Genomic DNA, 16,237 nt, shown 5'->3' on the forward strand with positions numbered 1-16,237 from the left:
GGGGATGGGGGGCCTATCGTAATGGGGGGAACCGGGCTGGTGGAAAGCCCCGGCTGGCGCATGTCCGCCATAGGGTAGACGCGGCGCCGCCATGGTGCCAGATGCGGCGGTTTTGCGCGTCGCAGCCGCGTATCGGATTGTGTCGATTTATGTCAGAAACTTGAACCGGTTTTCAAGAGGCTGGGTGGCTTATCTGGTCGCGGTGGCAGGCGCGGTTACGGCCCAGGTCCTTGGCGGCGTAGAGCGCTTCGTCGGCCTGTTCTCGCAGCGCGTTCGCGTCGGCGCGCTGGCCGGCTGCGCAGGTGGCGATGCCTATGCTGAGCGTCAGGTAGCGGTCGGTGGGCGAGCTGTCGTGTGGCAGGGCCAGTGCTGCCAAAGCCAGCATGCATTTGTGGGCCAAGGCAATGGCGCCTTCCGCATCGGTTTCGGGCAGCAGCAGGGCAAACTCTTCGCCGCCTATGCGGGCTGGCAGGTCTTGCTGGCGGCACAGGTCTTTCAGCAGCAGACCGATTTTTTGCAGGGCCACGTCGCCCATGGGGTGGCCATACAGGTCGTTGTAGCGTTTGAAGTGGTCCACGTCCAGCAGCAGCAGCGACAAGGGTGCCGGCCGGCGCGCCAGACGCACGATCTCGTAGGCCAGTCGTTCGTCGAATTGGCGGCGGTTGGCGATGCCAGTAAGCGCATCGGTGCTGGACAGGGTCTTCAGCGCATCTACCTGGCTGTGCAGCACCTGCAGCAGGGCGTTCACCCCCTGGGTCAGGGCACCGATTTCATCGGGGCGCTTGGCCGTCAGCACGCGGTCCCAGCGCCGCGAGGCGGTCATGTTGGCCAGCTCGGCCTGCAGCTGGCGGATGGGGCGTACCAGCCAGTGGTGCAGGGCCAGCAGCAGTACCAGCCCAGTGACCAGGGCCAGCGCGGCGAGCTGCCAGGCCACTTCCTGCAGGATGCGCTGGGCCTCCAGGGTCAGGTTGCGCGCCAGGTTCATGTGCACGGTGGACAGGGGCTTGTCTTCCAGGTCGCGCAGCAGGTAGTGCAAGGTGATGTTCTGCGGCTCGTAGCTGGCGTGCACCTGGCGGTTGCTGAAGTATTTGAACTTGGGCAGTTCCCAGGCCAGCTCGACGGCGTCGGGGTTGTTGGGTTCCTCGGCGTGTGGTTCTATGGAGAAGGCGGTGCTAGCGTTCTGCGCGATCACAGCCAAGGCGCTGTCGTCCAACTCTTGCACCATCACTACCAGGCCGCTGACAGCACCATGGCCATCGCTGTGCACGATAGGCGTCCAGCACACGGCGGACAGGATCTTGCCGACCTGTATGAGCCCGCATTCGGTGGGCCGGGAATGCCGGGGAAGGCGGGCCAGGCGGCGTTGCAGGGCCGGCAACACGTCATCCGGTTGCAGCAGGCTGTTGTCGCTCTGCGGGCGTCTGCCGATACCGACCAGCTGGCCCTGGCGGTCTACCAGCAGCACGGCGTTCAGATGCGAGGTCAGCATAGTGGCATCGCTGAGATTGCTGTCTTCAAAGGCTTTGCTGCGCTGCTGCATGTGGCTGTACAGCTCGTCTGAGAACGCCCAGTCGTGGTTGAGGATGCTGAGGGCCGCGAGCTGCTCGTCAAAGCCGCTGGCCACGCGCTTGGCACTGTCTTGGGCGAAGTGCTTTTCGATGGCGTCGAAGGCGGGCAGCAGCTTGCTCTGCATCAGCAGCAGGCCCAGCCCGCCCATCAGCCCGAATACCAGCACAAACAGGGCGACGATCCGCGGGCCTATGCCTAGCCCGCGCTGTGCCAGCCTGGCAAGCGGACTCTGCCTTAACGAACCCATGGAGCAAGTGCAAAGATGTGCATATCGATACAGCTTAGCGCCGTATCGGGGGCATAGCAATGCGGATAAAACTCCTGCGGAAGGTCACGCCAGACTTATTCAGCGTTGCCTTTAGCCAAATACCGCGTGCCACAGCGCCAGCACCGCATCCCGCTCGGCCTGCAGTGGCTCGGGGGCGACCTGGGTGGGCGTTTCGTTCAGCCGCGCGTGGTGCTGTACCTTGCGCAGCACGCGGTAGGCGTTGGCGGCTGCCGTGCCTACGCCTGCCGGCAGCAGGCCGCAGGCTTCAGCACGCTGCAGCAGGGCGATATTGCCTACGTTGTCCTGCAGCGCCGGGTGCTGGGCCGCATGGGCCAGCACCAGGTACTGCACGGCGAATTCTGCGTCCACCATGGCGCCGGGGCTGTGCTTCACGTCGAAATTGCCGCCGCGCACCGGGTGGGCGCCGCGCACTTTTTCGCGCATGGCGACGATCTCGGCCTGCAGTGCGGGCAGGTCGCGTGGCGCGGTGATGACGGCCTGGCGCACCGCGTCGAAGCGCTGGTGCAGGTCGGCGGGGCCAAGCACGCAGCGCGCACGGGTCATGGCCTGGTGTTCCCAGGTCCAGGCGGTGTTGCTGCCACGGCCTTCCTGGTAGCTGGCGTAGGCGTTCATGGTGCTGACCAGCAGGCCGGAATTGCCGTTGGGCCGCAGCGCGGTGTCGATCTCAAACAGGTCGCCTTCGGCGGTCTTCACGCTCAGCCAGTTGATCAGCTTGCGCACCAGGTTGGCATAGGCTTCGGGGGCGCGGTCGTCGTCGTCTTCGTAGACGAAAACAATGTCCAGGTCGCTGCCGTAGCCCAGCTCTTTGCCGCCCAGTTTGCCGTAGCCGATAACGGCAAAGCGCGGCTCGTCCAGGTGGTGGTTTTTAAGGCGCTGCCAGCACCAGCGGGCGGTGACGCGCAGCACCACGTCGGCCAGTGCGCTCAGGTCGTCGGCCACCTGCTCCACGCTGGTGCGGCCTTCCACGTCGCGCGCCAGGGTGCGGAACAGCTCGGCGTGGTGGGCGCGGCGCAGCAGATTGAGCAGGGTTTCGTCGTCGTCTTCCTGGGTGGACTGCAGGGCGGCGCGGCGGGCTTCGAGCTCGGCCTCGAATTCGGCGGGCACAAAGCGCTCGTCCAGCATGGTGTTGGCGGCCAGCTCGTCGATCACGCCCGGGTGTTGCTGCAGGTAGCGGGCCGGCCATTTGGCGGCGCCCAGCAGGCGCAGCAGGCGCTGGTGGATGGCGGGGCGCTCCAGCAGCAGGGCCAGGTAGCTTTCGCGGCGCAGCAGGGATTCGATCCAGTCCATCCAGCGCAGCGCGCCTTCTTCGCTGGCCGTGCCGTCGCGCAGCCAGCCGGCGGTGCGCTGCACCAGGCGCGACAGGCGGGCGCGGGGGGCGTCACGCAGCGCCTGGATGCGGCTGTTTTCGGCCCATTGCAGCAGGCGCGCGCGCAGGGGTTCTTGCAGCTGCTCGGCCAGTGTGGCCAGGTCAGGGACATTGCCCAGGTCGTTGCTGCCGCTCTTGCTGCCTTTGCAGCTGCCGCCTTTGCAGTCTTTTTTACCCGCGCCGCCCAGCAGGGTGTCGAACTCTTGCGCCACGCGTTCACGGTGGCTGTCCAGCTCGCACAGGAAGGCGCAGCAGTCGGGGTAGCCCATGGTGTGGGCGATCCAGGCCAGGTCTTCGTCGGCGGTGGGCAGCACATGGGTTTGCTGGTCGTCCAGGTACTGGATGCGGTGCTCGACTTTGCGCAGAAAGGTGTATGCCTGGGCCAGCGCGTCGGCTGTGGATTGCGGCATCAGGCCCGCATGGGCCAGGCGCTGCAGTGCGTCCAGCGTGGGGCGGGTGCGCAGTTCAGGGAACTGGCCGCCACGCACCACCTGCAGCAGCTGCACGGTGAATTCGATCTCGCGTATGCCGCCGCGCGACAGCTTGACGTCGTTGGCCCGCTCGGGCCGGCCCGCGCTGCGGCGTGCAGCGTGCTCGCGGATTTGCTGGTGCAGGTTGCGCAGCGCGTCGAACACGCTGTAGTCCAGGTAGCGGCGGAACACAAAGGGCAGCACCACGCCGCGCAGCGCGCAGGCGTCTTGGATGTGTGCGCGTGGCGCCACCACCCGGCTTTTGAGCCAGGCAAAGCGTTCCCACTCGCGGCCCTGCTGCTGCAGATAGTCTTCCAGCGCGTCCAGCGACAGCGCTACTGGGCCGGAGTTGCCATGCGGGCGCAGTGCCAAGTCCACCCGGAAAACAAAGCCGTGCTCGGTGGTGTCGCCCACCAGGGCGTAAATGGTCTTGACGGCCTTGCTGAAGTATTCGTGGTTGGAGATGCGGCCCCGGCCCTCTGGCGTGCCGGCAGTGTCTCCGCCCTGGCTGTAGATGTAGATCAGGTCGATGTCGCTGGACACATTCAGCTCGCGTGCGCCCAGCTTGCCCATGCCGATGACCCACAGCTGGGCGCGCTGGCCGTCGGGGCCCAGGGGCATGCCGTGCTGCTCGTCCAGGGTTTGCTGTGCGTGGGTACAGGCGGCGTCCAGGGCGATTTCGGCCAGCACCGTGACAGCGTGGGTCACCACGGCCAGCGGGGCCTGGCTATCGCAGTCCAGGCTGACCAGGCGCTCCATCACCAGCTGGCGCAGTGTGCGCAGGGCGGCACCGAGTTCCAGGCCCTGGGCCAGCAGGGCAGCCAGGGTGGCATGCATGCTCTCATACACCGGCGGCCCAGGTGGCAGCAGACTCAGCTGGTCGGCATAACGGCGGCGCAGGCGCTGCACAAAGCGCGAATGCTCAGACAGGAGGGCGGTGGGGGGCTGGCTTATTAACAAAACTTCACCGTTTCGCTGGGGCTGCGCCACAGGGGGGCGAAGCATGGGAGTGATAATTCTTGTTGCATCCATGTGTCCAATGACTGAATCTAAGCCCCAACCTACGCGTCTGCTGCGACTGGCTGCCAAGGCAGCGCCCTGGGGCCTGGGCCTGGTGGCGGCGGCGTGGTTGGTGTTGGCCATCGCTTGGGGGGCCCTGCACGGCTGGATTGTGCCGCGAATTGGCGAGTTTCGCCCGCAGCTGGAAGCGCAGGCCAGCCTGGCGCTAGGGGTACCGGTGCGCATCGGCTCTATTTCGGCCCATTCCACGGGTTGGATACCTTCTGTGGAGCTGCACGATGTGGCGGTGCTGGACCCGCAGGGCCGTGAAGCCCTGCGCTTGCCCCGCGTGCTGGCGGCCCTGTCCCCCGCTTCGCTGTTGAAGCTGGGCTTTGAACAACTGGTGATAGACCAGCCCGAGCTGGATGTGCGCCGCAGCGCCGATGGCCGCCTGCTGGTGGCCGGGCTGGATGTGTCGCAAGGCGACAGCCAGGACACCCGGGCGCTGGACTGGCTGTTTTCCCAAACCGAGCTGGTAGTGCGCGGCGGCACCGTGCGCTGGACCGACGAACAGCGTGGAGCCCCGCCGCTGGCCTTGAGCGCGGTGGACTTCGTGATGCGCAACAAGGGCCTGCGCCATAGCCTGCGCCTGGACGCGTCGCCACCGGCCGAATGGGGCGAGCGCTTCAGCGCCATGGCCCAGTTCCGCCAGCCGCTGCTGAGCGTGCACCGGGGCCGTTGGAAGGAATGGGATGGCCCGGTGTACGCCAGCCTGCCCCGCGTAGATGTGTCGCAGCTGCGGCAGTACACCGACCTGGGCAGCGACATGGGCCTGGATGTCGCCCAGGGTGTAGGGGCTTTGCGGCTATGGGCCGAGCTGCAGCACGGCAAGCTGCAGGCCGCCACGGCCGACGTGGCCTTGGCCAATGTGCGGGTTCAGCTGGGCGCTGATCTGCAGCCCCTGGCCTTGCAACAGCTGCAGGGCCGGCTGACCGGGCGTCCCCTGGCTGGCGGCGTCGAATTCAGTACCGAGGGCCTGCAGTTCACCACCGATGCGGGCGTGCAATGGTCTGGCGGCAATGTGTTTGCCCGGCTGCAAGAAAAGCAGGGCCAGCTGCGTGCCGACCGCCTGGACCTGGCCACTCTGGCGCAGATTGCCGAGCGCCTGCCGCTGGGCCCGGATGTCCATACGGCGCTGGATACCTACGCACCCAAAGGCCTGGTGGAACGTATCGAGGCCAGCTGGCAGGGCGATGTGGCGGCACCCACCCAGTTCCAGGCCAAGGGCCGTGCGACGAACTTGGACGTGGGTGGTGCTGCGGCGCTGGGCGTGCGTGGCGCCACCCTGGACTTTGACCTGAACCAGGCCGCTGGCAAGGCCAGCCTGCAGATCGCCCAGGGCGCACTGGAGCTGCCTGGCGTGTTTGAAGAACCTGTGCTGCCGGTGGACCAGTTGTCGGCCGGCCTGGCCTGGAAGATCGATGGCCAGGCCTTGGCGGTGCAGGTCAGCGATATGCGCTTTGCCAACCCCGACCTGGAAGGTACGCTGCAGGCCAGCTGGCACACCAGCGACCCGGCACGCTCCGGCAGCCGTTCGCGCTTTCCCGGCGTGTTGGACCTGCAGGGCCAGCTGAGCCGGGCCGAGGGCGCGCGCGTGCACCGCTACCTGCCTTTGTCCCTACCCGAGACGCGCCACTACCTGCGCGATGCCTTGCTGGCCGGCAGCTCGGACCGGGTGAAGTTCCGCGTCAAGGGGGATCTGCACGACTTCCCGTTCCTGAAGCCGCAGCAGGGCGAGTTCCGCGTGGTGGCCGATGTGAAAAACGCTACCTACGCTTATTCCCCACCCAGCCTGCACCCGGCGGGCAGTTTGCCTTGGCCGGCGCTGGAGCAATTGTCTGGCGAGCTGGTGCTGGACCGTGGCTCCCTGCAAGTCAACCGGGCCACCGCTGTGCTGGCGGGTGCGCCGAACCTGCGCATCCACCAGGCCGAGGTGCAGATTGCCGACGTGGAGCACGCGGTGGTGGTGTTCAAGGGCCAGGGGCGCGGCCCCCTGCCCGACATGCTGGGCGCCATGGCGCGGTCCCCGCTGGCGGCGCTGACCGAGCATGCGCTGGACCGCGCCAGCGGCACCGGCACGGCTGATATCCGCCTGCAGCTGCAGCTGCCGATAGACAAGATTGAGCAGAGCAAGATACAGGGCAGCCTGGTTTTGGGCGGCAACGACTTGCAGGTGGTGCCCGGTACCGTGGGCCTGGAGAAAGTGCGCGGCGTGGTGAACTTTACCGAGTCGGGCTTTACCGTGGCGGGGGGGCAGGCGCGTTTGCTCGGGGGTGAGGCGCGCATCGACGGCGGCACGCGGGCACCGGTAGCGGGTAACAACCCGACCGCCCTTGTAGCCGCCCGCGATGCGAGCCTGCAGTTCCGCGTGCAGGGCGTGGCCACGGCCGATGGTCTGCGCCAGGCCCCAGGGTTGGGCAGTCTGTCGCGCCTGACTGCGCGCATGGCCGGCAGCGCGGCCTATTCCGCCGTGCTGGGCCTGCGCCAGCAGGTGCTGGAGGTGGCGGTCAACAGCACACTGCAAGGCATGGCCCTGGACCTGCCCGCACCCTATAAAAAATCGGCCGAGGCGTCTATGCCTTTGCGGTTTGAAAACACCCTGCTGCCCAGCCCGGCCGGCACGTTGCGCGACCGCCTGGCGCTGGACCTGCCCGGCATTGGCAGCGTGGCCTATGTGCGCGATGTGAGCGGACCCGAGCCCCGGGTGCTGCGTGGCAGCATGGCCGTGGGCCTGCCAGCAGGCGAGACGGTGGCCATGCCGGAAGAAGGCGTGGCCGCGAACGTCCGCGTGGACAGCATCAATACCGACGCCTGGGACCGCCTGCTGGCATCCACCCCCGGAGCCACGGGCATGGCCGCCGTGGACCCGAACGCCATCGCCTACCTGCCCAATACATTGAAGCTGCGGGTCAATACGCTGACCTCCAGCGGGCGTACCCTGCACCATTTGGTGATGGACGGCACGCGCCAGGGCACGACATGGCATGCCAATATGGATGCCGACGAACTCAATGGCTATGTGGAATTCCGCCAGCCTGGCGGCGGTAACCCCGGCCGTGTCTACGCCCGCCTGACCCGTTTGACCCTGACGCCCAGCGCCAGCACCGAGGTCAACACCCTGTTCGACGAACCCACCGAGAGCGTGCCAGCGCTGGACATCGTGGTGGACGATCTGGAGCTCAAGGGCAAGAAGCTGGGCCGGGTGGAGGTGGACGCCGTCAACCGGGGCATGCGCGACTGGCGGCTGAACAAGCTCACCATCACCACCCCGGAAGCCCAGCTCAGCGCCACCGGCAACTGGACGGCGCTGGCCAGCGCCGCCCTGCCCTCAGCGCAGGGTCTGGCATCCGGTTATATGCCGCACCGCTCGGTGATGAACTTCAAGCTGGACATCAATGACGCCGGCGCCCTGCTCACCCGCCTGGGCATGGCCGGCGTGATTCGGCGCGGCAAGGGGCAGATGGAAGGCCAGGTGGCCTGGGTGGGATCGCCGCTGTCGCTGGACTACCCCTCGCTGGGCGGGCAGTTCAATCTGGAGGTGGAAAACGGCCAGTTCCTCAAGGCCGACCCCGGACTGGCCAAGCTGCTGGGTGTGCTGAACCTGCAAGCTCTACCCCGCCGGCTGACGCTGGATTTCCGCGATGTGTTCAGCGAAGGCTTTGCGTTCGATTTCATACGTGGCGATGTGCGCATAGACCAGGGCACGGCCAGCACCAACAACCTGCAGATGAAGGGCGTTAACGCCGCCGTGCTGATGGAAGGCAGCGCCAGCATCCCGAACGAAACGCAGAACCTGAAGGTGGTGGTGGTGCCCGAGATCAACGCCGGTACGGCCTCGCTGGTGGCCACCGTGATCAACCCGGCCATCGGCATAGGGTCCTTCCTGGCCCAGTGGTTCCTGCGCCGCCCCCTGACCGAGGCCGCCACGCAGGAATTTCATATTGACGGCACCTGGGCCGACCCGAAAATCACCAAGGTGCCGCATAAGATCTCGGAAAGCAAAGCCGATCTGCCACCCAAGCCAGGAACCACGCCATGAAAGTTGCCGCCATCCAGATGGTCTCAAGCACCAGCCTGACGGCGAACCTGGAGCGTGCCGGCCAGCTGCTGGCCGAGGCGGCAGCCGGTGGTGCCGAGCTGGCCGTGCTGCCCGAGTACTTCTGCCTGCTGGGCCGCAAGGACACCGACAAGCTGCAAATCCAGGAGGCCTATGGCAGCGGCCCTATCCAGGACTTGCTGGCCCGCAGCGCCCGCCAGTTGGGCATGTGCATCGTGGGCGGCACGCTGCCGCTGACTGTTGGTGACGGTAGCCGCGTGCGCAACAGCAGCCTGGTGTTCGACGCCACCGGTGCCTGCGTGGCGCGCTACGACAAGATCCACCTGTTCCGCTTCGACAATGGGCAGGAGCGCTTTGACGAGTCGCGCGTGCTGGAGCCCGGCAGCGAGCCGGTGCTGTTCGAGCTGACAGCGCGCGACGGCCAGCCCTGGCGCATCGGCATGAGCGTGTGCTACGACCTGCGCTTTCCCGAGCTGTACCGGCGCTACGCCGCCCAGGGCGCGGACCTGCTGCTGGTGCCCAGTGCCTTTACCCACACCACCGGCCAGGCCCATTGGGAGCTGCTGCTACGCGCCCGCGCGGTAGAAAACCTGGCCTATGTGCTCGCGCCAGCCCAGGGCGGCCTGCACGAGAACGGCCGCCGCACCTGGGGCCACAGCATGTTGGTAGACCCCTGGGGCACCGTGCTGGCCCAGCACGCCGAGGGCGACGCCGTGGTGGCCGGCCTGCTGGACGCCGCGCAGCGCGACAGCTACCGGCGCCAGCTGCCGGCGCTGGAGCACCGGGTTCTGTGAAAGCCCTGCGCTGGCCCCGCAGCCCGGCGGGACACCGTTGGTTCCTGTGGGGGCTGCTGCTGGGCCTGATGTTGCTGCTGCTGGTCACCCTGGTGTGGCTGGCCGGTCGCTTCGAAGCCAGTCAGGTGCAGGAAAAGCTGGAGCGTGACGCCGCCGATGTGGTCAACGACATCCGCAGCGGCCTTACCCGCAATGTGCAAAGCCTGCAGGCCCTGCATGCACGCGACCCCTCGCCCAGCAGCTGGACAGACAACGCCACCCAGTTCATGGGCGAGCACCGCGAGCTGTTGCGCGTGGAGTGGCGTACCCCGGCCATGGACACCCTGGCCGCGGTGGATTCACCGTTTCGTCCGCCCGCTTTCGACATGCTGGGCCGTGGTTATGCCCAGGCCGACGTGGCGCTGGGCTGCGCTACCGCCCGCCGCTTCAATGGCGCGGCCTATTCCACGAATTACTTTTTGCCGCAAAAAGACGGCCTGGGCATGGAGGTGATGGAGGTCTGCCTGCCCCTGGCTGCGGGCGGTGGCATCACCGGCTATGTGGTGGCCACCTATTCGCTGCCGGAGATTCTGGCCGGCCTGGTGGCCCGCCAACTGACGCGCAGCCAGGAGGTGTCGTTTGCCGAGGCCGATGGCGCCCGCCTGGCACTGAACGGCGTGGCGCGGCGTGGCACGCCCGTCTTTACCGCCCGCCAGCTGCTGGACCTGCCCGGCAACACCCTCGTGGTGCGGGTGGATAGCTGGCGCGGCGCGCCCGGTGTGTTCCCGAATCTGATGATGGCCCTGGTGACGCTGATGTCGCTGGCGCTGATCACCGTCACCGTGCTGCTGGCGCGCGACACGCGGCTGCGCCAGCGTGCCGAGCGCGGCCTGGCCGACGCCCTGGCGTTTCGCAAAGCCATGGAGGACTCGCTGCTGACCGGCCTGCGCGCGCGCGACCTGCAAGGCCGCATCACCTACGTCAACCCCGCCTTTTGCCACATGGTGGGTTTCACCGTGGACGAGCTGGCCGACCACGCCATGCCAGCGCCCTACTGGCCGCCCGACCTGGCCGAGGAATACCAGCAGCGCCAGGAGGTCCGCCTGGCCGGCAACGCGCCGCCGCGCGAGGGCTTCAGCTCGGTATTCATGCGCAAGGACGGCACCCGCTTCCCGGTGCTGATCATCGAGGCCGCCCTGATCGACGCCCAGGGCACGCAAACTGGCTGGATGAGCGCCGTGGTGGACCTGACCGAGCAGCGCCGCATCGAAGAGCTGTCGCGCACCAGCCAGGACCGGCTGCAGGCCACGGCCCGCCTGGCCACCGTGGGCGAGATGGCGTCGCTGCTCAGCCACGAGCTGAACCAGCCGCTGGCCGCCATCTCCAGCTACGCCACCGGCTCGCTGAACCTGCTGCAGGCCGACGCGCTGGACGGCGCCGACTTGGCCATGGCCATGCGCCGCATTGCCGAGCAGGCCGAGCGCGCCGGCAAGGTGATCCGCAGCGTGCACGACTTTGTGCGGCGCCGTGCCGAGGCCCGCGAGGCCGTGGCACCGCAGACCCTGCTGGACGCCATCATGCCCCTGGTCGAGCTGCAGGCCCGCAAGCTAGGCGTGCAGGTGCAGACCGAGCTGCCGGCCGATTTGCCCGCCGTGCTGTGCGACCGCACCATGGTCGAGCAGGTGCTGCTGAACCTGGCCCGCAATGCCATGCAGGCCATGGACCAGCCGAACATCAGCCAGCGCCTGCTGGTGCTGCGCGTCAGCCAGGCCGGCGCGAATCTGCGCGCCTCCCAGCCCAGCGGCTGGCTGGAGTTTGCGGTGCTGGACCAGGGCGACGGCATTTCTGAGGACGTGGCCCAGCGCCTGTTCACACCCTTCTTCACCACCAAGCTGGAGGGCATGGGCCTGGGCCTAAGTTTGTGCCGCACGGTGGTCGAGCAGCATGGGGGATTTTTGGGATTCGAGGCCAACTATCCGCGTGGTACCGTGTTCCGATTTACCCTGCCCACGGTGAAGTAGCCTCTTTCGTTCGCCAACCCGCCATGCAACCCATACAAGACGCCACCGTATTCATCGTGGACGACGACGCCAGCGTGCGCGACGCGCTGTCCTGGCTGTTGCGCTCGCGCCGCCTGTTCAGCGAGAGCTTTCCCAGCGCCGAGGTGTTCGACGCCATGCTGGGCCCCGACTTCACGCCGCGCCAGGCCTGCTGCGTGCTGCTGGACGTGCGCATGCCCGGTATGAGCGGCCTGGCCTTGTTTGACAAGCTGGTGGCGCGGGGCCTGCACACGGCCATGCCGGTGATCTTTCTGACTGGCCATGCCGATGTGCCCACGGCGGTGGACGCGGTGAAGCGCGGGGCCTTTGATTTCTGCGAAAAACCTTTTTCCGACAACGCACTGGTGGACCGCATCGAACAGGCGCTGCAGCAGTCGGCACAGCATCTGCAGCGGCTGCACAGCCGCAGCCAGCTGCAGACCCGGGTGGACGAGCTGACAGAGCGCGAGCGCGACGTGATGCGCCTGGTGGTGCAGGGCCTGCCCAACAAGCTGGTGGCCGACCAGCTGGACATCAGCGTACGCACGGTGGAGGTGCACCGCGCCCGGGTGTTCGACAAGATGGAGGTTAAGTCGGCTGTCGAATTGGCCAACTTGCTGCAAAAGATGTAGCTGCTTGCGCAGATTATTCCTGCGCTGGAGGCCTTTTTTCCTCAGAGTCCTTGGGCTCGCTGGGGGGCTGGATAATCTCACCTCCGCTGCGGCCCGAGAACATGGTCCACCAGACTATCAGCACCAGTAACAAGCCCGCCCCTAGCGCTTCAAGCAATAGCAACACCATGAACCGACTCCTTCAGCAATCTGTGATGGCCGCGATTGTAGGAACCCTGGCCGCCTGCGCCACCCGCATGCCCGACTACGCCCCCGAGCCCAGCCCGCCCACCACTCCGACCACGCCTGCACCCGAAGCCCCGCCCTTCGTGGTGCCCGGCGACACCGGCCCGCTGCCCGCCCCCATCGTGCAGGGCAAGAGCCGCTGGACCCCCGTGCGCTGGGCCGAGCTGCCCGGCTTCGCCCAAGACCCGCTGTTTGAGGCCTGGAACGCCTGGATCAAAAGCTGCGAACGCCCCAGCCCGGTACACGCTGCACTGTGCAAGGACGTGCGCCGCCTCAGCATAGGCACGGGCGACGAGCAGCGCGCCTGGATGGTGGCCCGCTTCCAGCCCTACCGCGTAGAGCCTCTGCAGGGCAGCGCCGAGGGCCTGCTGACCAGCTACTACGAACCGCTGATGGACGCCACGCGCAACCCCACCAGCGCCTCTGCCGTGCCCCTGTACCGCCCGCCCGCCACCCTGGGCCAGCGCAAGCCCTGGTACACCCGGCAAGAGATGGATACCCTGCCCGAGGCCAAAGCCCAGCTGGCCGGCCGTGCCATCGCCTGGCTGGCCGACCCGGTGGATGCATTGGTGCTGCAAATCCAGGGCTCCGGCCGGCTGCGCATCACCGAGGCCGACGGCAGCCAGCGCCTGGTGCGCCTGGCCTATGCCGGCACCAACGACCAGCCCTACAAGAGCGTGGGCCGCTGGCTGCTGGACCAGGGCTTGGTGCGCGACGCCACCTGGCCCGGCATCAAGGCCTGGATCGCCCAGAACCCGCAGCGCATCAACGAGCTGCTGTGGAGCAACCCGCGCATGGTGTTCTTCCGTGAAGAGGTGTTGTCTGAATTCGATGCCGCCTTCGGCCCGCGCGGCGCCCAGGGCGTGGCGCTGACCCCAGGCCGATCCATCGCGGTGGACCCGGCCAGCATCCCCTACGGCACCCCCGTGTGGCTGGCCTCCAGCGGCCCCAATGTGCAGCTGCAAAAGCTGGTGCTGGCCCAGGACACCGGCAGCGCCATCGTCGGCGCCGTGCGTGCCGACTACTTCGCAGGCTGGGGCCCCGAGGCGGGCGAGTTGGCTGGCCGCTTGAAGCAGCCGCTGAAGCTATGGGTGCTGTGGCCTAAGTAGGCGGGTGTGCATTGCGATCGCCGCGCTGCGTCCGGGGGGCTCAGACTTCACACCCCTGCCGCAGGCGGGGTGTTTTGCTCCAGCCAGGCATCAAAGGACTCCTTGGCGTTGCGGCGCAGGGCCAGCTCGTAGGTGTCCTTGTCGCTCAGGTACAGGCAGTGGCGGATCACGGTGTAGGGGTTGAACTTGAGGCTGTCGTTGCGGTCCTCGAAGTACAGCTTGTACTTCTTCACAGTCCCAATCTGGTGGCGCACGATGGAGTTGAATTCGCTGCGGTTGATCCTGGGCGACCAGGACTTGATGCTCTCCACAAAGCTGTCCACCTTGGCCGGCTCAAACGCAAAGTCCTTGAAGAAGTGGTTCACGATCTTCAAGAAGGTGAAGGCGTTCAGCTCGCTCTGCGCATGGCTGTCCCGTGCAGTGGAGCGGGTGTCGGGTGCTGCTTCCGCCAAGGCCGATTCATCCAGCGCCGACTGCAGGCCGGCTTCTGTTTCGTCACGTATCTGCCGAAACTCGCGGTCGGCCAGCTCGAACAACGCCGCCAGTACGTTGATGCGCCGCTTGAGCGGGCTGGGGATGGACTTTTTGTACTTGATCTGGTGGTCCAGCACGCTCCAAGAGTCCTGGATGATGGTGCGCACCTGCAACTCAAACTGGCGCACCTGCAGCGTGGCCTCGGGCGCCAGGCCCACGTCCTCGGCCCGAAACCCCAAGTCCAGGTGCAGGCCCTTGTAGCCAAAGGAATCGTCGGTGCCCTCCACCTTGGCGATCTTGTCGGAGATTTCGATCACGCTGAAGCTGGGCCGTATCAGCTCCGCAATCTTCCAGATTTCGTCCTCGTACATGCACACGACTCGGATGCCGATCAGGTCCGTCAGGTGGTCGTGGATGGCATAGGCCTGGTTGGCCTCTTCCAGCGCATAGCGGTATTTGTTGGCGAACTTGCGCAGGCACTCATCGCGGTCTTTGATGCGCCCCTCCACCTTCACGCCCGCAACACCGCCAGCACCCCCCAGCAGCTCGGCGATGCGGCTTTGTAAGCTCTGGCACATGCTGTCCAGCAGCGGCGCCTGGCTGGAATAGAAGGACGTGAAGAGCTGCTCTTCCTGGTCAAATTGGAGTGATGGCATGGTCAAGAAATGGGGGCGTGATGGATGCGTGCCCGCATCATAAAACCCACGGATCCGTGCCAGCTACGACCCGGCATAAGGCCATAGGGGTAGGTAGATAATTGCTCTTTAATTAATAGCTGGGTGCGCTGGTAATTCGTGCGCTAGCGGTCGATTTGGCTTGAAGTTTCTTTGGGACTTGTTGGCGCCACTGGCATCCCCGGCCGGGAAGTGCGCCCGGCGGCGCAGTCACTATTTTTGCGTGGCCAAAAATAGTAACCACAAAAAGGCCAGCCGAAGTCGTCGCCCGGCTGCGCCGGTACGCTGCGTTGCTCGGTCTGTGCGGGGTCCCGCTCGAACTCGGCCTACGGCCTCAAACAGTCGCGGGCCCTGATCCGCCCAGCCCTGCGCTACTCGCCGACGCCACACGGCGTGGGAGCGGGAGCGGACATCCAGCCCGGCTGCGCCGGGCATCGCGTATCCCGCGAGGCCCTCACCCCAGCCCTCTCCCCACAGGGGCGAGGGAGTCATGCGGGGACACGCGTAATTTCCGCGCCGGTATTGCCCCCTCTCCCCGCCGGGGAGAGGGTTGGGGTGAGGGCAAAGTCGCGCCTTAGGCGCGATGTGGCGCTGCGCGCCACCGATCCCGATCCCCGGGGTCCCCCTCTGTATGCGCCGAGGAGCGCAGCTGCAAGTGGATCAGGGCCCGCGATTGTTTGAGGCCGCAGGCCGAGTTCGAGCGGGACCCCACTTGCAGCGAGCACCGCAGGTTCCCGTAGCGCCAGCGGAGGGCGCAGACAGTGGGGGCGCCTTTCTTTTGGTGCCTTTTCTTTTGCGCAAAAGAAAAGGTACTGCGCCGCCGGGCGCACATCCCGGCCAGGGATCGTAAAGACGGCAAAAGCCATCCGCACCACCCAAATCCACATGGAAATATCTTCAAGAAGAACCAGCCTCTAGCGCAAATACCACCAGCGCGAGAAGCTATGAAAAAAGTAGCGCTGGGCTATAGTGCTTCCTAGTTTGCACCGGGCAATACAGGCCCTTCGTCTAGACCCACATCCACCCCCCATGTCCAAACTGAATCTCATCGCAGAGGCGAGCCGCCTGCCCATTCCCTGGCGATCCAGCGTGCTCGGCAAGGCCGCAGGCGCCAACGTCAAAGTGCTGCGCATGGACGCCACTGCCTACCCGCCTGAAACCCACCCCTTCGTCGAAGCCCTGCTGGTCGTGGACGGCCACATGAACCTGGAAATCGACGGCCAACTGATCTGCGTGCAAGCCGGCGAGGTCTTCCTGGTGCCCGCCGGCCAAGCCCACGCCGTGGCAGCGGGCAGCCAGGGCACGCTGGTCATCATCGACCAGTGACGGCCCATCTTGGGCATCAGAATCTTCAAATGAAAAGTGGCTCTGGCGCAGATTCCATTTGCGTGAGCAGCTATGAAAAGTAGAGCGCTGTGTAACTCCGCCATTGGAGGCAAGATGCCTGCGGATCAGGTGTCTAACGGTTGCCCTGGGCTATAGTGGTTCATGCGCTTGGCAT

General features: G+C 66.4%; 9 protein-coding genes. 6 read left to right on the forward strand and 3 right to left on the reverse strand.

The features are described 5' to 3' along the window. Positions 1–172: 172 nt before the first annotated feature. The gene (locus AC4BBN_RS09890; protein WP_490591818.1) at positions 173–1,816 is read right to left on the reverse strand and encodes a diguanylate cyclase domain-containing protein; all 1,644 of its coding nucleotides are present in this window, start codon (positions 1,814–1,816) and stop codon (positions 173–175) included. A 111-nt stretch (positions 1,817–1,927) separates the two neighbouring features. Continuing rightward, the gene (glnE, locus tag AC4BBN_RS09895; protein WP_490591819.1) at positions 1,928–4,699 is read right to left on the reverse strand and encodes a bifunctional [glutamate--ammonia ligase]-adenylyl-L-tyrosine phosphorylase/[glutamate--ammonia-ligase] adenylyltransferase; all 2,772 of its coding nucleotides are present in this window, start codon (positions 4,697–4,699) and stop codon (positions 1,928–1,930) included. Positions 4,700–4,733: 34 nt separating this feature from the next. Here glnE and AC4BBN_RS09900 point away from each other — a divergent pair, with 34 nt between their 5' ends. The 5 genes from AC4BBN_RS09900 to mltA all read left to right on the forward strand — a co-directional run bounded on the left by AC4BBN_RS09900 (position 4,734) and on the right by mltA (position 13,588). Further along, complete coding sequence (locus tag AC4BBN_RS09900) at positions 4,734–8,792, forward strand: YhdP family protein (RefSeq protein ID WP_490591820.1); 4,059 nt, start codon at positions 4,734–4,736, stop codon at positions 8,790–8,792. Further along, positions 8,789–9,604 (forward strand): carbon-nitrogen hydrolase family protein, encoded by an 816-nt coding sequence (locus AC4BBN_RS09905; RefSeq protein ID WP_490591821.1) that lies wholly within the window; start codon positions 8,789–8,791, stop codon positions 9,602–9,604. Before AC4BBN_RS09900 ends, AC4BBN_RS09905 begins: the two co-directional genes overlap by 4 nt. Positions 9,605–9,609: 5 nt before the next feature. Continuing rightward, positions 9,610–11,604, forward strand: a complete 1,995-nt coding sequence (locus AC4BBN_RS09910) for a two-component system sensor histidine kinase NtrB (protein WP_490592849.1) — start codon at positions 9,610–9,612, stop codon at positions 11,602–11,604. 23 nt (positions 11,605–11,627) lie between these two features. Further along, a complete protein-coding gene (locus AC4BBN_RS09915) occupies positions 11,628–12,254 on the forward strand; it encodes a response regulator transcription factor (RefSeq protein ID WP_490591822.1) in 627 nt (208 codons plus the stop codon). Positions 12,255–12,355: 101 nt separating this feature from the next. Further along, positions 12,356–13,588, forward strand: coding sequence for a murein transglycosylase A (mltA, locus tag AC4BBN_RS09920; protein WP_490591823.1), 1,233 nt, complete (start codon positions 12,356–12,358; stop codon positions 13,586–13,588). 47 nt (positions 13,589–13,635) lie between these two features. Here the strand turns inward: mltA and AC4BBN_RS09925 are convergent, their stop codons facing one another. Beyond that, positions 13,636–14,718, reverse strand: a complete 1,083-nt coding sequence (locus tag AC4BBN_RS09925) for a GTP pyrophosphokinase (RefSeq protein ID WP_490591824.1) — start codon at positions 14,716–14,718, stop codon at positions 13,636–13,638. Positions 14,719–15,765: 1,047 nt separating this feature from the next. Here AC4BBN_RS09925 and AC4BBN_RS09930 point away from each other — a divergent pair. Next, positions 15,766–16,062, forward strand: coding sequence for a cupin domain-containing protein (locus tag AC4BBN_RS09930; protein WP_490591825.1), 297 nt, complete (start codon positions 15,766–15,768; stop codon positions 16,060–16,062). Positions 16,063–16,237: the final 175 nt, after the last annotated feature.

This window comes from Rhodoferax sp. SPJ21, assembly GCF_058216335.1.